18 protein-coding genes are annotated in these 14,493 nt (G+C 66.9%); 6 read left to right on the top strand and 12 right to left on the bottom strand.

Going from position 1 to position 14,493, the window contains the following annotated elements; genetic code table 11:
• Positions 1-35 precede the first annotated feature (35 nt).
• Positions 36-746, bottom strand: coding sequence for an urease accessory protein UreG (gene ureG, locus AB0L82_RS10955; protein ID WP_364633804.1), 711 nt, complete (start codon positions 744-746; stop codon positions 36-38).
• Between the two features lie 75 nt (positions 747-821).
• Positions 822-1,454 carry an urease accessory UreF family protein gene (locus AB0L82_RS10950; protein WP_364633802.1) on the bottom strand — a complete coding sequence of 211 codons (633 nt, stop codon included), beginning with the start codon at positions 1,452-1,454 and terminating at the stop codon, positions 822-824.
• Positions 1,455-1,631: 177 nt separating this feature from the next.
• On the opposite strand from AB0L82_RS10950, the gene AB0L82_RS10945 reads away from it, so the two are divergent.
• On the top strand, positions 1,632-2,609 hold the full coding sequence (locus AB0L82_RS10945) for a zinc-binding dehydrogenase (RefSeq protein WP_364633800.1): 978 nt from the start codon (positions 1,632-1,634) through the stop codon (positions 2,607-2,609).
• Positions 2,610-2,693: 84 nt separating this feature from the next.
• On the opposite strand, the gene AB0L82_RS10940 is transcribed toward AB0L82_RS10945, so the two are convergent.
• A complete protein-coding gene (locus AB0L82_RS10940; RefSeq protein ID WP_364633798.1) occupies positions 2,694-3,584 on the bottom strand; it encodes an SDR family NAD(P)-dependent oxidoreductase in 891 nt (296 codons plus the stop codon).
• A 115-nt stretch (positions 3,585-3,699) separates the two neighbouring features.
• Here AB0L82_RS10940 and AB0L82_RS10935 point away from each other — a divergent pair, with 115 nt between their 5' ends.
• Positions 3,700-4,482 (top strand): hypothetical protein, encoded by a 783-nt coding sequence (locus tag AB0L82_RS10935; protein ID WP_364633797.1) that lies wholly within the window; start codon positions 3,700-3,702, stop codon positions 4,480-4,482.
• On the opposite strand, the gene AB0L82_RS10930 is transcribed toward AB0L82_RS10935, so the two are convergent.
• A complete protein-coding gene (locus AB0L82_RS10930) occupies positions 4,457-5,923 on the bottom strand; it encodes an MFS transporter (protein ID WP_364633795.1) in 1,467 nt (488 codons plus the stop codon). The two genes, AB0L82_RS10935 and AB0L82_RS10930, sit on opposite strands and share 26 nt — an antisense overlap.
• Positions 5,924-6,036: 113 nt before the next feature.
• On the opposite strand from AB0L82_RS10930, the gene AB0L82_RS10925 reads away from it, so the two are divergent.
• On the top strand, positions 6,037-6,705 hold the full coding sequence (locus AB0L82_RS10925) for a TetR family transcriptional regulator (RefSeq protein WP_364633793.1): 669 nt from the start codon (positions 6,037-6,039) through the stop codon (positions 6,703-6,705).
• Between the two features lie 83 nt (positions 6,706-6,788).
• Here the strand turns inward: AB0L82_RS10925 and AB0L82_RS10920 are convergent, their stop codons facing one another.
• Positions 6,789-7,199, bottom strand: coding sequence for a YchJ family metal-binding protein (locus AB0L82_RS10920; protein ID WP_364633791.1), 411 nt, complete (start codon positions 7,197-7,199; stop codon positions 6,789-6,791).
• Positions 7,200-7,211: 12 nt separating this feature from the next.
• Complete coding sequence (locus AB0L82_RS10915; RefSeq protein WP_364633789.1) at positions 7,212-7,613, bottom strand: nuclear transport factor 2 family protein; 402 nt, start codon at positions 7,611-7,613, stop codon at positions 7,212-7,214.
• Between the two features lie 101 nt (positions 7,614-7,714).
• Between AB0L82_RS10915 and AB0L82_RS10910 the strand changes: the two genes are divergently transcribed.
• Complete coding sequence (locus tag AB0L82_RS10910) at positions 7,715-8,257, top strand: PadR family transcriptional regulator (RefSeq protein WP_364633787.1); 543 nt, start codon at positions 7,715-7,717, stop codon at positions 8,255-8,257.
• Here AB0L82_RS10910 and AB0L82_RS10905 read toward each other — a convergent pair whose 3' ends face one another.
• The 6 genes from AB0L82_RS10905 to AB0L82_RS10880 all read right to left on the bottom strand — a co-directional run bounded on the left by AB0L82_RS10905 (position 8,258) and on the right by AB0L82_RS10880 (position 12,093).
• Positions 8,258-8,389, bottom strand: a complete 132-nt coding sequence (locus AB0L82_RS10905) for a hypothetical protein (RefSeq protein WP_364633785.1) — start codon at positions 8,387-8,389, stop codon at positions 8,258-8,260.
• A 120-nt stretch (positions 8,390-8,509) separates the two neighbouring features.
• Entirely contained in the window at positions 8,510-9,178 is a 669-nt protein-coding gene (locus tag AB0L82_RS10900) for an O-methyltransferase (RefSeq protein ID WP_364633783.1), read from the bottom strand.
• Between the two features lie 62 nt (positions 9,179-9,240).
• The gene (locus AB0L82_RS10895) at positions 9,241-10,962 is read right to left on the bottom strand and encodes an urease subunit alpha (RefSeq protein ID WP_364633781.1); all 1,722 of its coding nucleotides are present in this window, start codon (positions 10,960-10,962) and stop codon (positions 9,241-9,243) included.
• Complete coding sequence (locus tag AB0L82_RS10890; protein WP_364633779.1) at positions 10,962-11,273, bottom strand: urease subunit beta; 312 nt, start codon at positions 11,271-11,273, stop codon at positions 10,962-10,964. Before AB0L82_RS10890 ends, AB0L82_RS10895 begins: the two co-directional genes overlap by 1 nt.
• Positions 11,274-11,276: 3 nt before the next feature.
• The gene (locus AB0L82_RS10885; RefSeq protein WP_364633777.1) at positions 11,277-11,579 is read right to left on the bottom strand and encodes an urease subunit gamma; all 303 of its coding nucleotides are present in this window, start codon (positions 11,577-11,579) and stop codon (positions 11,277-11,279) included.
• 100 nt (positions 11,580-11,679) lie between these two features.
• Entirely contained in the window at positions 11,680-12,093 is a 414-nt protein-coding gene (locus tag AB0L82_RS10880; protein ID WP_364635979.1) for a PaaI family thioesterase, read from the bottom strand.
• Positions 12,094-12,359: 266 nt separating this feature from the next.
• Here AB0L82_RS10880 and AB0L82_RS10875 point away from each other — a divergent pair, with 266 nt between their 5' ends.
• Together AB0L82_RS10875 and AB0L82_RS10870 are read left to right on the top strand one after the other, a co-directional pair.
• The gene (locus AB0L82_RS10875; RefSeq protein WP_364633775.1) at positions 12,360-12,779 is read left to right on the top strand and encodes a hypothetical protein; all 420 of its coding nucleotides are present in this window, start codon (positions 12,360-12,362) and stop codon (positions 12,777-12,779) included.
• 37 nt (positions 12,780-12,816) lie between these two features.
• Positions 12,817-14,484 carry a sodium:proton antiporter gene (locus AB0L82_RS10870; RefSeq protein ID WP_364633773.1) on the top strand — a complete coding sequence of 556 codons (1,668 nt, stop codon included), beginning with the start codon at positions 12,817-12,819 and terminating at the stop codon, positions 14,482-14,484.
• Positions 14,485-14,493 lie beyond the last annotated feature (9 nt).

The following is a 14,493-nucleotide window of genomic DNA, read 5'->3' as shown; positions in this document are numbered from 1 at the left end:
CCCCGGGCCCCGCGGCGTCCACGCGCGCAGCGAGGTCAGTGTGTGTGCACGGCACCGGACTTCGCATCCTGTTCCGCGGCCAGGGCCAGCTGTTCGCGCACCCAGGTCAGCACCGGGGTGGCGGCCGGATCCTCGGTGAGGGAGGTGAAGACGAAGGGGCGGCCTTCGCGCACCTTGGTCGAATCACGGTCCATCACACCCAGATCCGCGCCGACCATGGGGGCGAGATCGGTCTTGTTGATGACCAGCAGGTCGGACCAGGTGACACCCGGGCCGCCCTTGCGCGGCACCTTATCGCCGCCCGCGACGTCCACCACGAAGATCTGGGCGTCGATCAGGCCCGAGGAGAAGGTGGCGGTGAGATTGTCGCCGCCCGATTCCACCAGGATCAGATCCAGCGGCGGATTGGCCTCGATGAGGTCATCGATGGCATCGAGGTTCGCGGTGATGTCATCGCGAATGGCGGTGTGCGGGCAGCCGCCGGTCTGCACCGCGGTGATGCGCTCATCCGGGAGCACCGCATTGCGGCGCAGGAAGTCGGCGTCCTCGGTGGTGTAGATGTCATTGGTCAGCACGGCCAGGGACAGCTCATCGCGCAGCTGCCGGCACAGCGCGGCGACCAACGCCGTCTTACCCGAACCGACCGGTCCGCCGACGCCGATCCGCACCGGTTCCCCCGGCGTGCGCTCGCGCTTGGGCCGATCGTGGTGCTCGTGCGGTTCCCCGTCGATGAAATGAGGTGGCATGTAGGTGTGCTCCTTTCCGGGCTTCATCCTGTCGGACGCACGTAAAGCGCTTGTTACCCGGCTCGATTCCGCAGGTCAGGAGGCGAACAATGGCATATCGCGGGCCAGATGACGCTCGGCGAGCACATCCTGGAGCGGATCGGACAGCGCGACCAAACCCTTGGTCGCCGACCGCGCGGTGCGATCGCAGACCTCACCGAGCCTGATGGTGCAGGCCGCCACGGCCGCCGGATCCAGGGCCAGCAATCGCTGCGCCGCCGTGGCCGCACCGGTCATGGTCGTGTAGACCACCACCCCGGCGATCTCCTCCGGTGACGCCCCGCAGACCGCACCGACCACGCCGAACACCGTGGACAGATGCGGGCGCGGGCCCAGTCCGCGCCAATCCGCCTGCGGCCAGACCTGTTTCGCCAGCCGCAGCAATCCGCGACCCTGCGCCCGCGACGCCGTGCGCGCGGACGGCGACGGCGTCCGGGCATCGGCCTCGAGCTCTGCCCGAGCCGGATCCAGCGCACCCGCGCACACCGCCGCGGCCAGCGAGGCCGCCACCGCGCCGGACGTTCGGATACGCCTGCGCAGATACAGCTCCACCGAGGCCACATCGCGCAGCAAACCCGAGGACACCGCCTCCTCCACGCCGCCCGAATGCACATGCCCGCCGATGGGCAGCCGGGAGTCGGCCAGGGTCAATAGCGTGGCCAGACTCATCGCCGCACCTCCGGATATCGCATCGCCCGATCCTAAGCGGCCGGGTTCCGGGCACACGTCTCCGGCTCGATCCGCCGCGTCACGAGAGCCGAGTGCGAGATCGAAGGTCTTGACCTGAACCCCGGTCGAGGTTGCAAGCTTGGGCGCGCGACCAGCTTTCGATCTCCAGGAGTTCTCATGCACGCCATTCGCCTGCACGCCTTCGGCCCCGCCGAGAATCTCGAGTACACCGAAGTGCGGGATCCCGAGCCCGGACCCGGACAGGTGCGCATCGCGGTCGCCGCCTCGGGCGTACACTTCATCGACACCACCATCCGCAAGGGCATGGCGATGGGACCGATCCAACTACCGGAACTGCCCACCATTCCGGGCCGGGAGATCGCGGGCATCGTGGACGCCATCGGATCCGTGGCCGACGAAAACTGGCTCGGACGCAGGGTTGTCGCGCATATCGGCCAGGTCCCCGGCGGCTACGCCGAGTTCGTGGTCACCGAAGTCGAACGGCTACAGCAGATTCCGGCGGAGCTGGATCCGGCCGCGGCCGTCGCGATGATCGGCACCGGCCGAACCACCATGGGCATACTGCAATTCGCCGATATCTCCCCCGAATCGGTTGCGGTGGTGCTGGCCGCGGCGGGCGGTATCGGCACCCTGCTCGTGCAATATCTGAAGAACGCCGGGGCGACCGTGATCGGCCTCGCGGGCGGTCCGGAGAAAGTGGATCTGGTGTCCCGCAACGGAGCCGATCTGGCCGTGGACTATCTGCTCCCCGACTGGCTGGATCGCATCCGAGCCGAATACGGCGACCGCCCCGCCACATTGCTGTTCGACGGCGTGGGCGGTGGTGTCAGCCGCACCGCGATCACCCTGCTGGCCAAGGGCGGCCAGTGGCTGACCTACGGTTTCGCCGCCGGACCGACCGGAATCACCGAAGCGGAACTGACTGACCTGGGCATCACCCCGGTCGCCACGCTCGGCCCGGCAATGTACGAACGAGCCGGAGGCATGCGCGCCCTCGAAGACCGCGCCCTCGCGGAAGCCGCCGCCGGACGCCTGGTCCCCGGCCTGCACCGCTTTCCTCTCGCCCAAGCGGCCGCTGCCCACCGCGCCCTCGAATCCCGGGCCACCACGGGCAAAGTCGTCCTCATCCCTTAGGCCCGAGACCGCGCGTCGGCACGATCAGCCGCCGCCCGCGGGACGACCGCGAGTACCGATTCGCGCCGGCGACGTGCACGGCGATCAGTGGCGAAAGCTGCGCTCCATGAGGCGCTGCGCGGCTCCGCGCCGGAGGTCGGTCCACGCCTGTACGGGTCCGGTCCACCACGGGGAGATCTCGCGTGGGCGGGAGACCACCGCGTGGCAGATGAGGTTGGCGGCCTCATCCGCCGTCAGCCCGGGGACGCCGGTGAAGTCGGTGGGTGCGCTCATTCGGGTGTGCACCAGGGGCATGTAGATGGAGGTGGTCGTCACATCGTCGGCGGCGATTTCGGTTGCGACGGTGCGCAACCAGACATCGAAGGCCGCTTTGGACGCGCCGTAGGCCGCCCAGCGCGGGGCCGGGGGCATGCGCAGACCCCAGGTGGAGATGTTCACGATATGGCCGTGGCGGCGCTCACGCATACTGGGCAGCAGGGCCAGCAGCAGGCGGACCGGGCCGAGGTAGTTGATATCGATGGTGCGGGTGAAATCGTGGAAGCGGTCATAGGATTCGTCGACGGGCCGGCGAATGGATTTGCCCGCGTTATTGATTACGACATCCACGTGACCGTGTTCGGCGAGCAGGGCCGCGCCGAGTTCGGCGGTGGCGTCCATGTCGGTGATATCGGCCCGGTACACATGCGCGATACCGCCGTCCGCGCGGATTTGCGCGGCCACCTTCTCCAGATCATCGAGCGTGCGCGCCACCAGCAGTACGGTCGCGCCCGCGGCCGCGAGTTTGCGGGCCGCGGCCTTGCCGATACCGTGTGACGCGCCGGTGATCAGAATGATCTGACCCGCCACGGCCTCGCGCAACGATTTCTCGCGTGGGCGGGTGGTCGGATAGAACAGCCTGGTCGCGACGCGTTCCGCGAAGGGACGGCCGTTCGATTCGGGCTGCTGCCGGTGGTCCGAGGTCGAGTTCTCACCCACGCCTCGACTCTAACCGCCCGACCGGTCCGCGACCGGAGTTGAGTGGAAATACCCAGGGCGCGAGGCACTTTGCCGTACCAGGATGGAGGCAGTGCACGGGGAGAGGACGGGGATGATGTCGGTACGGGAGCAGCGGGAAGGGCCGCCGGAGCGTATTTCGATAGCGGGCTGGGTCGCCCGAATAATCGCGGTGGTGGTGTTCGTCCCTTTGCGATTGCTGTGGGAGGGCTGCAAATTCGTGGGCCGCGCGATCGTCGCGGCGGCGGAGTTCTGCTTCGACAAGCTCATCGAGCCGCTGGCGAAACTGCTCTGGTACTGGCTGATTCGCCCGGCCTGGGCGTTCTGCAAGGATTTCCTGTGGGGCCTGCTGATCCAGCAGCTGCTCTGGGGCATGATCCTCACCCCGCTCGGCGCGCTGATTCTCGACTTCCTGCTGCGCCCGCTCAAACGGGCGGTGGAGGAATGGCTGTGGCGGCGCATTCTGAAGCCCGGCCTGATCTGGCTGTGGGACAGCGTCATCGAACCGGTCGGCGACTGGATCGGCCGCTGGATTCTGGTGCCTGTCGCCAAAGCCGTGCTGTGGCTGGTCTATTCACTCGGCAAATGGCTGATCGTATGGCCGCTCCACCAGCTGTGGCGCTGGGTGCTGCGCCCGATCCTGCTGGCGCTCTCGGCCGCACTGCTCTTCGGCTGGCGGGTCGCCACCACCATTGTGCGAGTGCTGGTGGTGACGCCCTGCCGCTGGCTGTACCGCACGGTGCTGCGACCGATTCTCGCGGTCTGCGGCACGGCCTGGCGGGCCACGGTGGTCCGCCCGGTCCGCTTCCTCTACCTACGGGTGATCACGCCGATGAACAAGGCCGCGGCCGAACTCATGACTTCACTTTTCGGCCACTGATCACGGCGATCACCGCCATGATCGCGAGCAGGATCGCACCGGCCGTGGTGGCGACGTGCATACCGTGCACGAAGGAATCGCGAGCGGAGTCGATCAGCGCGGTATCGCCATTCGCATGGGTGAGGGTCTCCCCCAGCGTCGATCCGAAGTCACCGCCGGACCGGAAGACCAGCGCCGCAAGCGAACCCAGCAGCGCCAGACCCAGACCGTTGCCGAGTTCGAAACTGGTCTCGGAGATGCCGACCGCGGAACCGGCCCGCTCCGGCGGCACCGCGGCCACCGCTACCTCGGACACCAATGTGAAGGCCATACCGAAACCCGCACCGGCGACCACGGTTCCGGCGATGTACCAGCCGATACCCCCGTTGACGCCGATACCGAGCAACATAAGGTTGCCCGCCGCCGCCATGCTGAGCGCCAGCACGAACGCGGTCCGGGTGCCGAGCAGGCGGCCGATGCGCGCACCGCTCACCGAGCAGACGAACACCACGATCGCCATCGGAATACCCAGCAGCGCCGCTCCCAGAGCGTCGCGCCCGGTCACCGATTGCAGGTACACGCTGGTCAGATAGCTCATACCCGCCAGTGCCAACATGCCGACGGTGCTGGAACCGATTGCGACGGAGAACAATCCATTGCGGAACAGGCTCAAATCCAGCAGTGGTTCGGTCAGATGCCGCTGCCGTCGCACGAACGCGATCAGCAGCAGTACCCCGATGACCCCGATACCGATCACCGGCAGATCGAAGCCCTCGGCCGCGAAATGCTTGACCGCGTACACGATCGGCAGAATGCCGCCGATGGACAGCACCACACTCGGCAGGTCCAGGGGTCCGAGCGCGGCCGAACGATGCTCGGGCAGCAGCAGCGGCCCGAAGACCAGCAGCACCACCAGCACCGGGGTATTGATCAGGAAGACCGAGCCCCACCAGAAGTGGTGCAGCAGTACGCCGCCGATGATCGGCCCGACCGCCGACCCGCCCGCGAAGAACGCGGTCCAGACGCCGATGGCGGTCGCCCGCGCCCGCGCCTCCGGGAACATGGTGGAGATCAGCGCCAGGCTGGACGGCAGCAGGGTCGCGCCGCCGACGCCCATGAGCGCCCGCGCGGCGATGAGCACGCCCGCGCTGGGCGCGAAAGCGGCCAGCACCGAGGCCAATCCGAAGACGGTAGCGCCGACGAGCAGAATATTGCGCCGCCCGATGCGATCGCCGAGATTGCCCATGGTGATGAGCAGGCCCGCGATCATGAAGCCGTAGATATCGAGAATCCAGAGCTGCTGGGTGGCCGAGGGGTCCAGATGTTCGGTCAGGGTGGGCATGGCCAGATACAGCACGGACATGTCCATCGACACCAGCAGTACCGGCAGCAGTAGCACCGCGAGTCCGGCCCACGCGCGGCGCGGCGTGCGTACGACGGGACGCGCGAGAATGCTGGTCATCACCTATCCTCCGAGCTGATCAAGGGGCTTTACGAGAAGAGCGCGCGTACGTCGTACGCGCGGCCGGAGTACAGTGTACGCAGATCCGCGGCGGGAAGGAAAGAATTCATCCGATGACCGAGGCCAAGCTCACCCGGGCGGCGATCGTCGATACCGCCATCACCCTGGCCGACGAGTCCGGAATCGACGCCCTGTCCATGCGCCGGATCGCCGAGCGTATGGGCGCGGGAGCCATGTCGCTGTACCGGCACATCCCCAATAAGGACACGTTGCTCGCGGCCATGACCGATGAGGTCTCGCGCCGCAATCCGTACCCGCCGCCCGGTCAAGAGGTCTGGACCTGGCGCGATCGCGTGCGCATCGCCGCCGAGGTGGATTGGCGGCTGTACCAGGAACATCCGTGGGTGCTGTTCACCTTCGCGGTCCCGCGCTACAACTTCGGCGAGAACAGCCTGGTCGTATTGAGCTGGCTGGTCGAGGGATTCAGTGAACTCGGCGTGAGCACCCGCGAGGCCACCCGCATGTCGCTGGCGGTCTGGAGCTATATCGCCGGGGTCGCGCTCCAACATGTCAGTGCGCGACTGCTCATCGACCGCGATTCCGAAACCGAGGAACGGTCCGGTCTCACCGCGCTTCTGGAGGGTGCGCCGCGCTGGCCCACCCCGCCCGCGCTCACCGATCTGATCGGCACCGGCGAGGACGATCTACTGAACCCGGAACAGCTCCTGGAATCCGGTCTGCGGGCGATCTGCGATGGTTTCGAGGCCAGAGCGCGGCGGTAGCGCGGCGAATCAGCCTGTCCGGCACCATCGGCCGCGATGCATCGAGTGCAATCGTGCGGTCGGCGCGAATCCGCGCCCACCGCTCACCCTTCCACGTCGCCGTCGAGGTAGACCCAGGCCCCGCCATCGCGGCGGAAACGGCTGTGCTCACGCATTTCCCCCGCCGTACCGCCCGATCGATAGTGCGCGCGGAATTCCACGGTGGCCTCGGAATGGAACGGCCCGCCACCGGTCGTGGCGAGGATTTCGAGCCGCTCCCAGCGCAGACCGGGATCGAAATCGACATCGGCGGGGCGGGTCTCCGGATCCCAGCTGCGCAGCAGATACGCCTCGTCCCGCACCGCGAAGGCGCTGTATCGCGAGCGCATCAACTGTTCGGCCGTGGTCGCCGCCGCCTCACCCCGATGCAGGCGCCCACAGCAGTCCGCATAGCTCGCGGGCAGGCCGCAGGGACAGTCCGCGGGGGCGGGACGGGGTTTTCCGCGCTTCGACATCCGAACATTCTGTCAGTAGAAGCTGCGGCCGCCTTGACCGCCGGAGACCGACCACACCTCCACGATCTGCCCGTTCTCGGTGCGCAGGATGTCATTGCCGCTGAGCGCGACCGCGGTGCCGTCCGGGCGGGTGATGCGAGCACCGTAGGGCCGGGCGATCAATCCCGTTCGGGTGTCATCCATTTCGACCACCGGCAGGCCCTGCACCTCGAATTCCAGACCGGGTCGCTCGGCCCGGAAGACCTCGATCTGCTTCGTGAAGGCCGCACGATCGTGGATGTCGTCGTATTCGACCGCACCCGGCTGGGCGTAGCGCAGGGTGAATTCGGGGGCCATGATCTCCCCGGCCAGGGCCAGGTCACCGTTCCACATGGCGGTCCAGCGGTCGAACAGGTCGATGGCGAAGTCACGCATGGTCAAGCTCCTCAATAGTATCTCTGATACGGTCTCGCTGGAACGAACATATAGTCTCAGTGATACGGTGTCAACAGGAACCGAAGGAAAGGGGCTGCGCGATGGCCGAACTCGGCCAGCAGGACCACATCGTGCTGGGATTGATCGCCAGGCATGGACCGCTCACGCCCTATGAACTCAAGGCCAGGGTCGAGGAGAGTGTCGAATACTTCTGGCCCATCCCGCACGCGCAGCTCTATCGCATCCCGCCGCGCCTGGCCGAGCAGGGATTACTGCGCGAGGAGGCCGAGACCGAGGGACGCCGCCGCCGCGTCTTCCATCTCACCGCGGCGGGGCGCGCCGAATTGTCGCGCTGGCTGGGCGATCCGGTGGCCGCCCCGCCCGAGACGCGCGATCCGGCGCAGGTGAAACTGTTCTTCGCCGATCTGGGGCAGCCGGAAGACGTTGTGGCGCTGGCGAATAAGCAGGCGGCCGAACATCGCCGATGGCTGGAGCTCTATCGGAAACTGCACGCCGAGATCGATCCGGCCGATAGCGAGCGGGCGGTCTCGCGGGGACGCATTCTGCAACTCGGCATCAAGCATGAGCGGGCGTACGTCGATTTCTGGGAGGATCTGGCCGCGCATCCGGACGATGCGACGTAGCTAGCTCGGGTAGTCACCCTGCAGCATGATGGCCGCGAGCACGCCGACCGTGAGCGCCAGCAGGGCGATGGGGGCGATCAGAATCGCCAGACCACGCAGGCGTTCTCGGGTGCGGCTCGGATGTTCACTCATGCCATCGAACGTATTGATTCAAAATTCGGCCGACAACCGAGTATTGGCAAATTCTCGGCATATCGGATGAATCTGGCAGGAAACCGCCAGGTCACCCGATAGCCGTGAGCTCAGACACGCTCAGTCCTGATCGACCACCACGGCATAGGCGAAACCGTCCCAGCCCTTACCGCCGACGGTCTGCAGCACGGTGGCGTCCAATCGTGGTTCGGCGGCGAGCAATTCGATGACCTCGCGGCTGGCCCGCACCGCGGCATCGGACGAATCCGCCTTCCCGATACCGCCATTGCGGACCACATTGTCGACGATGACGACCGATCCGAGCCGGGTCAGCTGCAGCGCCCACCGCACATAGTTGGCGTTGTTCACCTTGTCGGCATCGATGAAGACCAGATCGAACGGTTCCGGGTTCTCCCCCGCGAGCACCGGCAGACTGTCCAGGGCCGCGCCGACCCGAATCTCCACGCGGTCACCGACTCCCGCGCGATCGAGGTTCTCCCGCGCCACCTCGGCGTGCTTGGGTTCGTATTCGAGGGTCAGCACCTGACCCTCCTTACCGACCGCGCGCGCCAGCCAGGTGGTGCTGTAGCCACCGAGCGTTCCGATCTCCAGCACTCGGCGGGCCCGCGACGACTTGGCGATGAGGTACAGGAATTTCCCCTGCGGCGGTGACACATCGATGGCGGGCAGCCCGGCGGCGGCGTTCGCGCTCAGGGTCGCGGAATCCCCGTCTCCCACCAGGGTATCCACGAGATAGCGATCAACTTCGGCCCAGTCGGAAGTGGTCATATGGCCAGTCTGCCACGCGTTCCGACCGGGCCGCGGAGATTAATTCGGCCTGATCGCAGCCCTCAGAACAGGAAATACCGCTGTGCCATGGGCAGTTCGGTGGCGGGTTCCTCGGCCCACACCTCACCGTCGATGCGCACGGTGAAGGTATCGGGATCGACCTCGATGCGCGGCATGGCGTCATTGCGCGGCATATCGGACTTACCGCGCCTGCGGACATTGGCCACCGGCACCAGTTTCCGATTCACCCGCAGGCGATCGGCCAGACCGTCCTCGATGGCCTGTTCGGAGACGAAATGCAGCGAGGTACCCGCCGCCACCGCCGGGGACGCGCCGAACATGGGCCGCGGCAGCACCGGCTGCGGGGTCGGAATCGAGGCATTGGCATCGCCCATGGCGGCCCAGGCGATGGTGCCGCCCTTGAGCACCGCGTGCGGGCGCACCCCGAAGAAGGCCGGTTCCCACAGCACCAGATCGGCGAGCTTGCCGACCTCGACCGATCCGATCTCCTGATCGAGACCGTGCGCCACGGCCGGGCAGATCGTGTACTTGGCGACGTACCGCTGCACCCGATTGTTGTCCGCCGCACCATCTCCCGGCAGTGAGCCGCGCCGCCGCTTCATCACGTGCGCGGTCTGCCAGGTGCGCATGACCACCTCGCCGATGCGGCCCATGGCCTGGGCGTCACTACCGATCATGGAGATCGCGCCCATATCGTGCAGCAGATCCTCCGCCGCGATGGTGGAGGGCCGAATCCGGCTCTCCGCGAAGGCCAGATCCTCCGGAATGGAGGGGCTCAGGTGATGGCACACCATGAGCATGTCGAGATGCTCGTCGAGGGTGTTGACCGTATGCGGCCGAGTCGGATTGGTGGAGCTGGGCAGCACATTCGCGTACGCGGCGACGGTGATGATGTCGGGCGCGTGCCCGCCGCCCGCACCCTCGGTGTGATACGAGTGGATGGCCCGCCCGCGAATCGCGGCCAGGGTGTCCTCGACGAATCCGGCCTCGTTCAAGGTGTCCGAATGCAGCGCCACCTGGACGCCCGAGGCGTCGGCGACGGTGAGGCAGGCGTCGATGGCCGCCGGGGTGGTGCCCCAGTCCTCATGCAGTTTGAAACCGGCCGCGCCGCCGCGCAATTGCTCCCACATGGCTTCCTGGCGCACGGTGTTGCCCTTGCCGAGCAGCACGATGTTCACCGGCCAGCCGTCGGTGGCCTCGAGCATGCGGCCCAGATGCCATGCGCCCGGGGTGACGGTGGTGGCCTTGGAACCCTCGGCGGGGCCGGTGCCGCCGCCGACCAGCGTGGTGATGCCGCTGCCGATGGCCTCGTCCAGGATCTGCGGGCAGATGAAGTGCACGTGGCAGTCGATGGCCCCGGCGGTGAGGATGCGGCCGTTGCCCGCGATGATCTCGGTGGAGGGTCCGATCACCAGATCCGGATGCACGCCGGTCATGGTGTCGGGGTTACCGGCCTTGCCGATGGCGCTGATGCGACCGTCGCGAATACCGATGTCGGCCTTGATGATTCCCCAGTGATCGATGATGACCACACCGGTGATGACGGTATCGGGGGTGCCCTCGGCGCGGGTGGCGCGGGCCTGGCCCATGGATTCGCGCAGCACCTTGCCGCCGCCGAAGACGGCCTCGTCACCGGCGAGTCCCGGTCCGCCGCTGCGGTCTTCGGTGATCTCGATGAGAAGGTCGGTGTCCGCCAGGCGGATTCGGTCGCCGGTGGTGGGCCCGAACAGCTGGGCGTAGCGGGCGCGGGAGAGTTCGGCCATCAGGCGTCCAGCTTTCCGGGAGGGGTGAGGCTGATACCGTGCACTTCGCGGGTGCCGCCCAGCGGAACGAGCGAAACACGCTGGCCCAGACCGGGTTCGAAGCGTACGGCGGTACCGGCGGGAATATCGAGGCGGCGGCCGTGCGCGGCCTCGCGATCGAATGCCAGCGCGGAGTTGGCCTGCGGGAAATGCACGTGGCTGCCGACCTGAACCGGCCGGTCACCGGTGTTCACCACATCGACCTCGATGCGATCGGCTCCGGCATTGAGCTCGATAGTGCCTTCGGCACAGAGGAATTCACCAGGAATCATGACTCAGCCGATCGGGTGGTGGACGGTGACGAGCTTGGTGCCGTCCGGGAAGGTCGCCTCGACCTGTACGTCGTGAATCATCTCCGGCACCCCCTCCATGACATCCGCACGCGTGAGCACGGTGCGCCCCGAGGTCATCAATTCGGCGACGCTGCGCCCGTCCCGCGCGCCCTCGAGCACATGATCGACGATGAGCGCCACCGACTCCGGATGGTTCAGCTTGAGTCCGCGAGCCTGCCGCCGCCGGGCCAGCTCGGCCGCATAACTCAGCAGCAGGCGTTCCTGCTCGTGCGGCGACAGTCGCATTCGGGCTCCTCGGCGAACGGCGTGGCGGGTCGTCGGCCATTCTGACATGACCCGCGTTACCTGGATGTTTCGTCCGAGATCAGCCCTATCGCGCCGCGATTCAGCCCTGTGCGGCGAGGTTCTGCAGGCGCACCTGACCGCGCGCCACGGTCCGATCCTGTTCATCGGTGATCACCACGACCCACAGCTGCTGCGACCGCCCGCGATGAATCGGCGTCGCGACCCCGCGCAATACGCCCTCGCGCACCGCCCGCAGGAAGTCGGTGTTGTTGTTGACCCCGACCACGGTCCCGCGATCGCCCAGCCACACGCTGCCCGCGACGCTGGCCAAAGTTTCGATGACGGTGCAGTACACCCCGCCGTTCACGATTCCGGCGGGCTGATGCTGGCTCGGCGTCACAACCCATTCGGCCGCAACCCGATCCGGGCTCATCTCGGTCATCTTCAGCCCGAAGGTGTCGACGAAGGTGCCGGCGGCGAATTGGTTCATCAGCTCGGGAGTCACATCGGCCATGGACTTGATCGAGGAGAAGTCATCGGTCATGACCTCACACTCGCATGTCCGCCCGAAATACGAAGCGGCGGGCTCCCCTTGGATAGGGGAACCCGCCGCGGCAATGGACCGGGGGTCTCGGCAGCCCTCCGGACACTCGCTCGGTCCCAACGCCGATTCCAAGTGTAGGTCAGGCTTACCTAACAAAGCAAGCCCTTCGCCCGGTCCGTCCACTCCGGCGAATCTTGTCATTGACAACTTAACTTCCATTGTGGAATGTTGGCGGTATGCCAAAGATTCCGTGGATCGCGGTCGCCACCCCCGCCACACCCGAGGTGCAGTGCATGGCCTCACGCCTGCAGGTCACATCACTGCGCGATGTGCCCGGCTTCCTGATCGCCTCGATGGCGCTGTGGCGACAGGCCCGCCGCTCGCCCGGAGCGGTCGGCGTGGCCCTGGACGCCGAACTGTTCAAGGGCACGTTCTGGACCTATTCGGCCTGGACCGATAAGGCCGCCATCTACGCCTATGCGGGCGCGGAGCCGCATAGGTCGACCATCGAGCGCAAGCGAAAAGTCATGAAGGACGCCACTTTCACGTTCTTCAGCGCACCGGCCGCCGAATTGCCGATGAGCTGGGACGAGGTCCGCACGCGGATCGCCACACAGGCCGAAGCCGACCGGTCGGCACACCGACCCGAGGAGTAACCGGGAATCGGCGGCGATCGCTGCCACTATTGGCCGGGTGACCGAACTGCTGATCGTGAGCGTGACCGCGCTCCTGATGATCGCCGCCTCGGCCGTAGCGGGTCCCCGGCTCGGGATCGCCTCCCCGCTGGTACTGGTGGCGATCGGTGTCGTGGTGAGTTACCTGCCGATGTTCGCCGGAGCTCATATCGAGCCCGAGTGGATTCTCGAAGGGGTGCTGCCGCCGCTGCTGTACTCCTCGGCGGTCTCCATGCCCGCGATGAACTTCCGGCGCGAATTCGGCGCCATCAGTGGACTTTCCGTGGTGCTGGTGGTGGGCACAGCACTGGCGCTGGGCCTGTTCTTCATGATCGTCATCCCGGATGTGGGCTTCGCGTGGGGTGTGGCGCTGGGCGCGATCATCAGCCCGACCGATGCGGTGGCGACCTCGATCATCAAACAGACCTCGGTCTCCAAACGCGTGGTCGCAATGCTGGACGGGGAGAGTCTGCTCAATGACGCGACCGCGCTGGTACTGCTGCGCACCGCGATCGTCGCCACGGCCGCGACCTTCTCGTTCTGGAGTTCGGTCGGTGAGTTCGTGTACTCGGTGCTGGTGGCCGTCCTGATCGGCTGGTGCGTCGGGCGGCTCAATCTGATGATCCGCAAACGCGTGACGGATTCGACGGTCAATACCGTCATATCCTTCACGGTCCCGTTCATCGCGTCGGTGCCGGCGGAACTGCTGGGCGCATCGGGTCTGGTCGCGGCGGTGGTGGCCGGTCTCATTACGGGAATCCGTGCGCCACGGGATCTTTCGCCGCGCAACCGGCTCTCGGATTCGCAGAATTGGCGCACCATCGAACTCGTGCTCGAGGGCGCGGTCTTCCTGACCATGGGTCTGCAGATCCGCGCCATCGTCGCCAAGGTGCACGACGATCACGGCGGAGTCGGCACGGCCGTGCTGATCGCCGCGGGCGCCCTGATATTGACGCTCGCGGTGCGCGCGGCGTTCGTCGCCCCGCTGCTGCGCGTGCTGTCGAGCAGCGTCCGCCGCGGTGAACAACTGCAGCCCCGGCTGGAGAGCATGCAGGAGAAGATGAGCACCGATGCGGGCAAGCAGGAAATGCTGTCCCGGTCGACCAGCCGGCGCACACTCTCCGAGCACGATATCGACCGCCTCGCCCGGCGGGTCACCAAGGGGCTGGCCAATATCGAGTACTTCCTGCGCGAACCGCTCGGCTCCCGCGAGGGCGCGGCGGTCGTCTGGGCGGGGATGCGCGGCGCGGTGACCGTGGCCGCCGCGCAGACCCTGCCCGAGGACACCCCGCAGCGTTCGGTGCTGGTGCTCATCGCGTTCGCGGTCGCGCTCATGTCACTGGTCGTGCAGGGCGGCACCATCGGGCCGCTGTTGCGGATCCTGCCCGCCGATACCGATCCGGGCGAGTCCGAGGAGCAGACCCAGACCGAACTGACCCGGATCATGGAAATGCTGCGCGAAAGCGCGCAGACTGTCCCCGAACCGCCGCATCTCGACGGCGAGCCCAGCCGGGAGACCTTCGAAACCGCGCGCGACCATCGCCTCGCCGTGATTTCCGCTCAGCGCTCCGCACTGCTGGACGCCCGCGATAACGGCACCTTCGACGCGGATGTGCTCGCGAACGCCCTGGCCAATCTCGACGCCACGGAGATCGCGATCGAGCTGCGCGGCACGCTCACCGGCTGAACGCGCCGA

The organism is Nocardia sp. NPDC052001 (assembly GCF_040680615.1).
Classification (GTDB): domain Bacteria; phylum Actinomycetota; class Actinomycetes; order Mycobacteriales; family Mycobacteriaceae; genus Nocardia.
The sequence above is the reverse complement of the archived record's forward strand: the minus strand, read 5'-3'. Positions and strand labels throughout refer to the sequence as shown.

Excerpts from the sequence above, each read along its gene's own strand:
- AB0L82_RS10890 (WP_364633779.1), bottom strand. The coding sequence starts at position 11,273 with ATGATTCCTGGTGAATTCCTCTGTGCCGAAGGCACTATCGAGCTCAAT.
- AB0L82_RS10885 (WP_364633777.1), bottom strand. The coding sequence starts at position 11,579 with ATGCGACTGTCGCCGCACGAGCAGGAACGCCTGCTGCTGAGTTATGCG.
- AB0L82_RS10925 (WP_364633793.1), top strand. The coding sequence starts at position 6,037 with ATGACCGAGGCCAAGCTCACCCGGGCGGCGATCGTCGATACCGCCATC.
- ureG (WP_364633804.1), bottom strand. The coding sequence starts at position 746 with ATGCCACCTCATTTCATCGACGGGGAACCGCACGAGCACCACGATCGG.
- AB0L82_RS10920 (WP_364633791.1), bottom strand. The coding sequence starts at position 7,199 with ATGTCGAAGCGCGGAAAACCCCGTCCCGCCCCCGCGGACTGTCCCTGC.
- AB0L82_RS10930 (WP_364633795.1), bottom strand. The coding sequence starts at position 5,923 with ATGACCAGCATTCTCGCGCGTCCCGTCGTACGCACGCCGCGCCGCGCG.
- AB0L82_RS10895 (WP_364633781.1), bottom strand. The coding sequence starts at position 10,962 with ATGGCCGAACTCTCCCGCGCCCGCTACGCCCAGCTGTTCGGGCCCACC.
- AB0L82_RS10915 (WP_364633789.1), bottom strand. The coding sequence starts at position 7,613 with ATGCGTGACTTCGCCATCGACCTGTTCGACCGCTGGACCGCCATGTGG.
- AB0L82_RS10910 (WP_364633787.1), top strand. The coding sequence starts at position 7,715 with ATGGCCGAACTCGGCCAGCAGGACCACATCGTGCTGGGATTGATCGCC.
- AB0L82_RS10950 (WP_364633802.1), bottom strand. The coding sequence starts at position 1,454 with ATGAGTCTGGCCACGCTATTGACCCTGGCCGACTCCCGGCTGCCCATC.
- AB0L82_RS10880 (WP_364635979.1), bottom strand. The coding sequence starts at position 12,093 with ATGGCCGATGTGACTCCCGAGCTGATGAACCAATTCGCCGCCGGCACC.
- AB0L82_RS10905 (WP_364633785.1), bottom strand. The coding sequence starts at position 8,389 with ATGAGTGAACATCCGAGCCGCACCCGAGAACGCCTGCGTGGTCTGGCG.
- AB0L82_RS10935 (WP_364633797.1), top strand. The coding sequence starts at position 3,700 with ATGTCGGTACGGGAGCAGCGGGAAGGGCCGCCGGAGCGTATTTCGATA.
- AB0L82_RS10875 (WP_364633775.1), top strand. The coding sequence starts at position 12,360 with ATGCCAAAGATTCCGTGGATCGCGGTCGCCACCCCCGCCACACCCGAG.
- AB0L82_RS10945 (WP_364633800.1), top strand. The coding sequence starts at position 1,632 with ATGCACGCCATTCGCCTGCACGCCTTCGGCCCCGCCGAGAATCTCGAG.
- AB0L82_RS10900 (WP_364633783.1), bottom strand. The coding sequence starts at position 9,178 with ATGACCACTTCCGACTGGGCCGAAGTTGATCGCTATCTCGTGGATACC.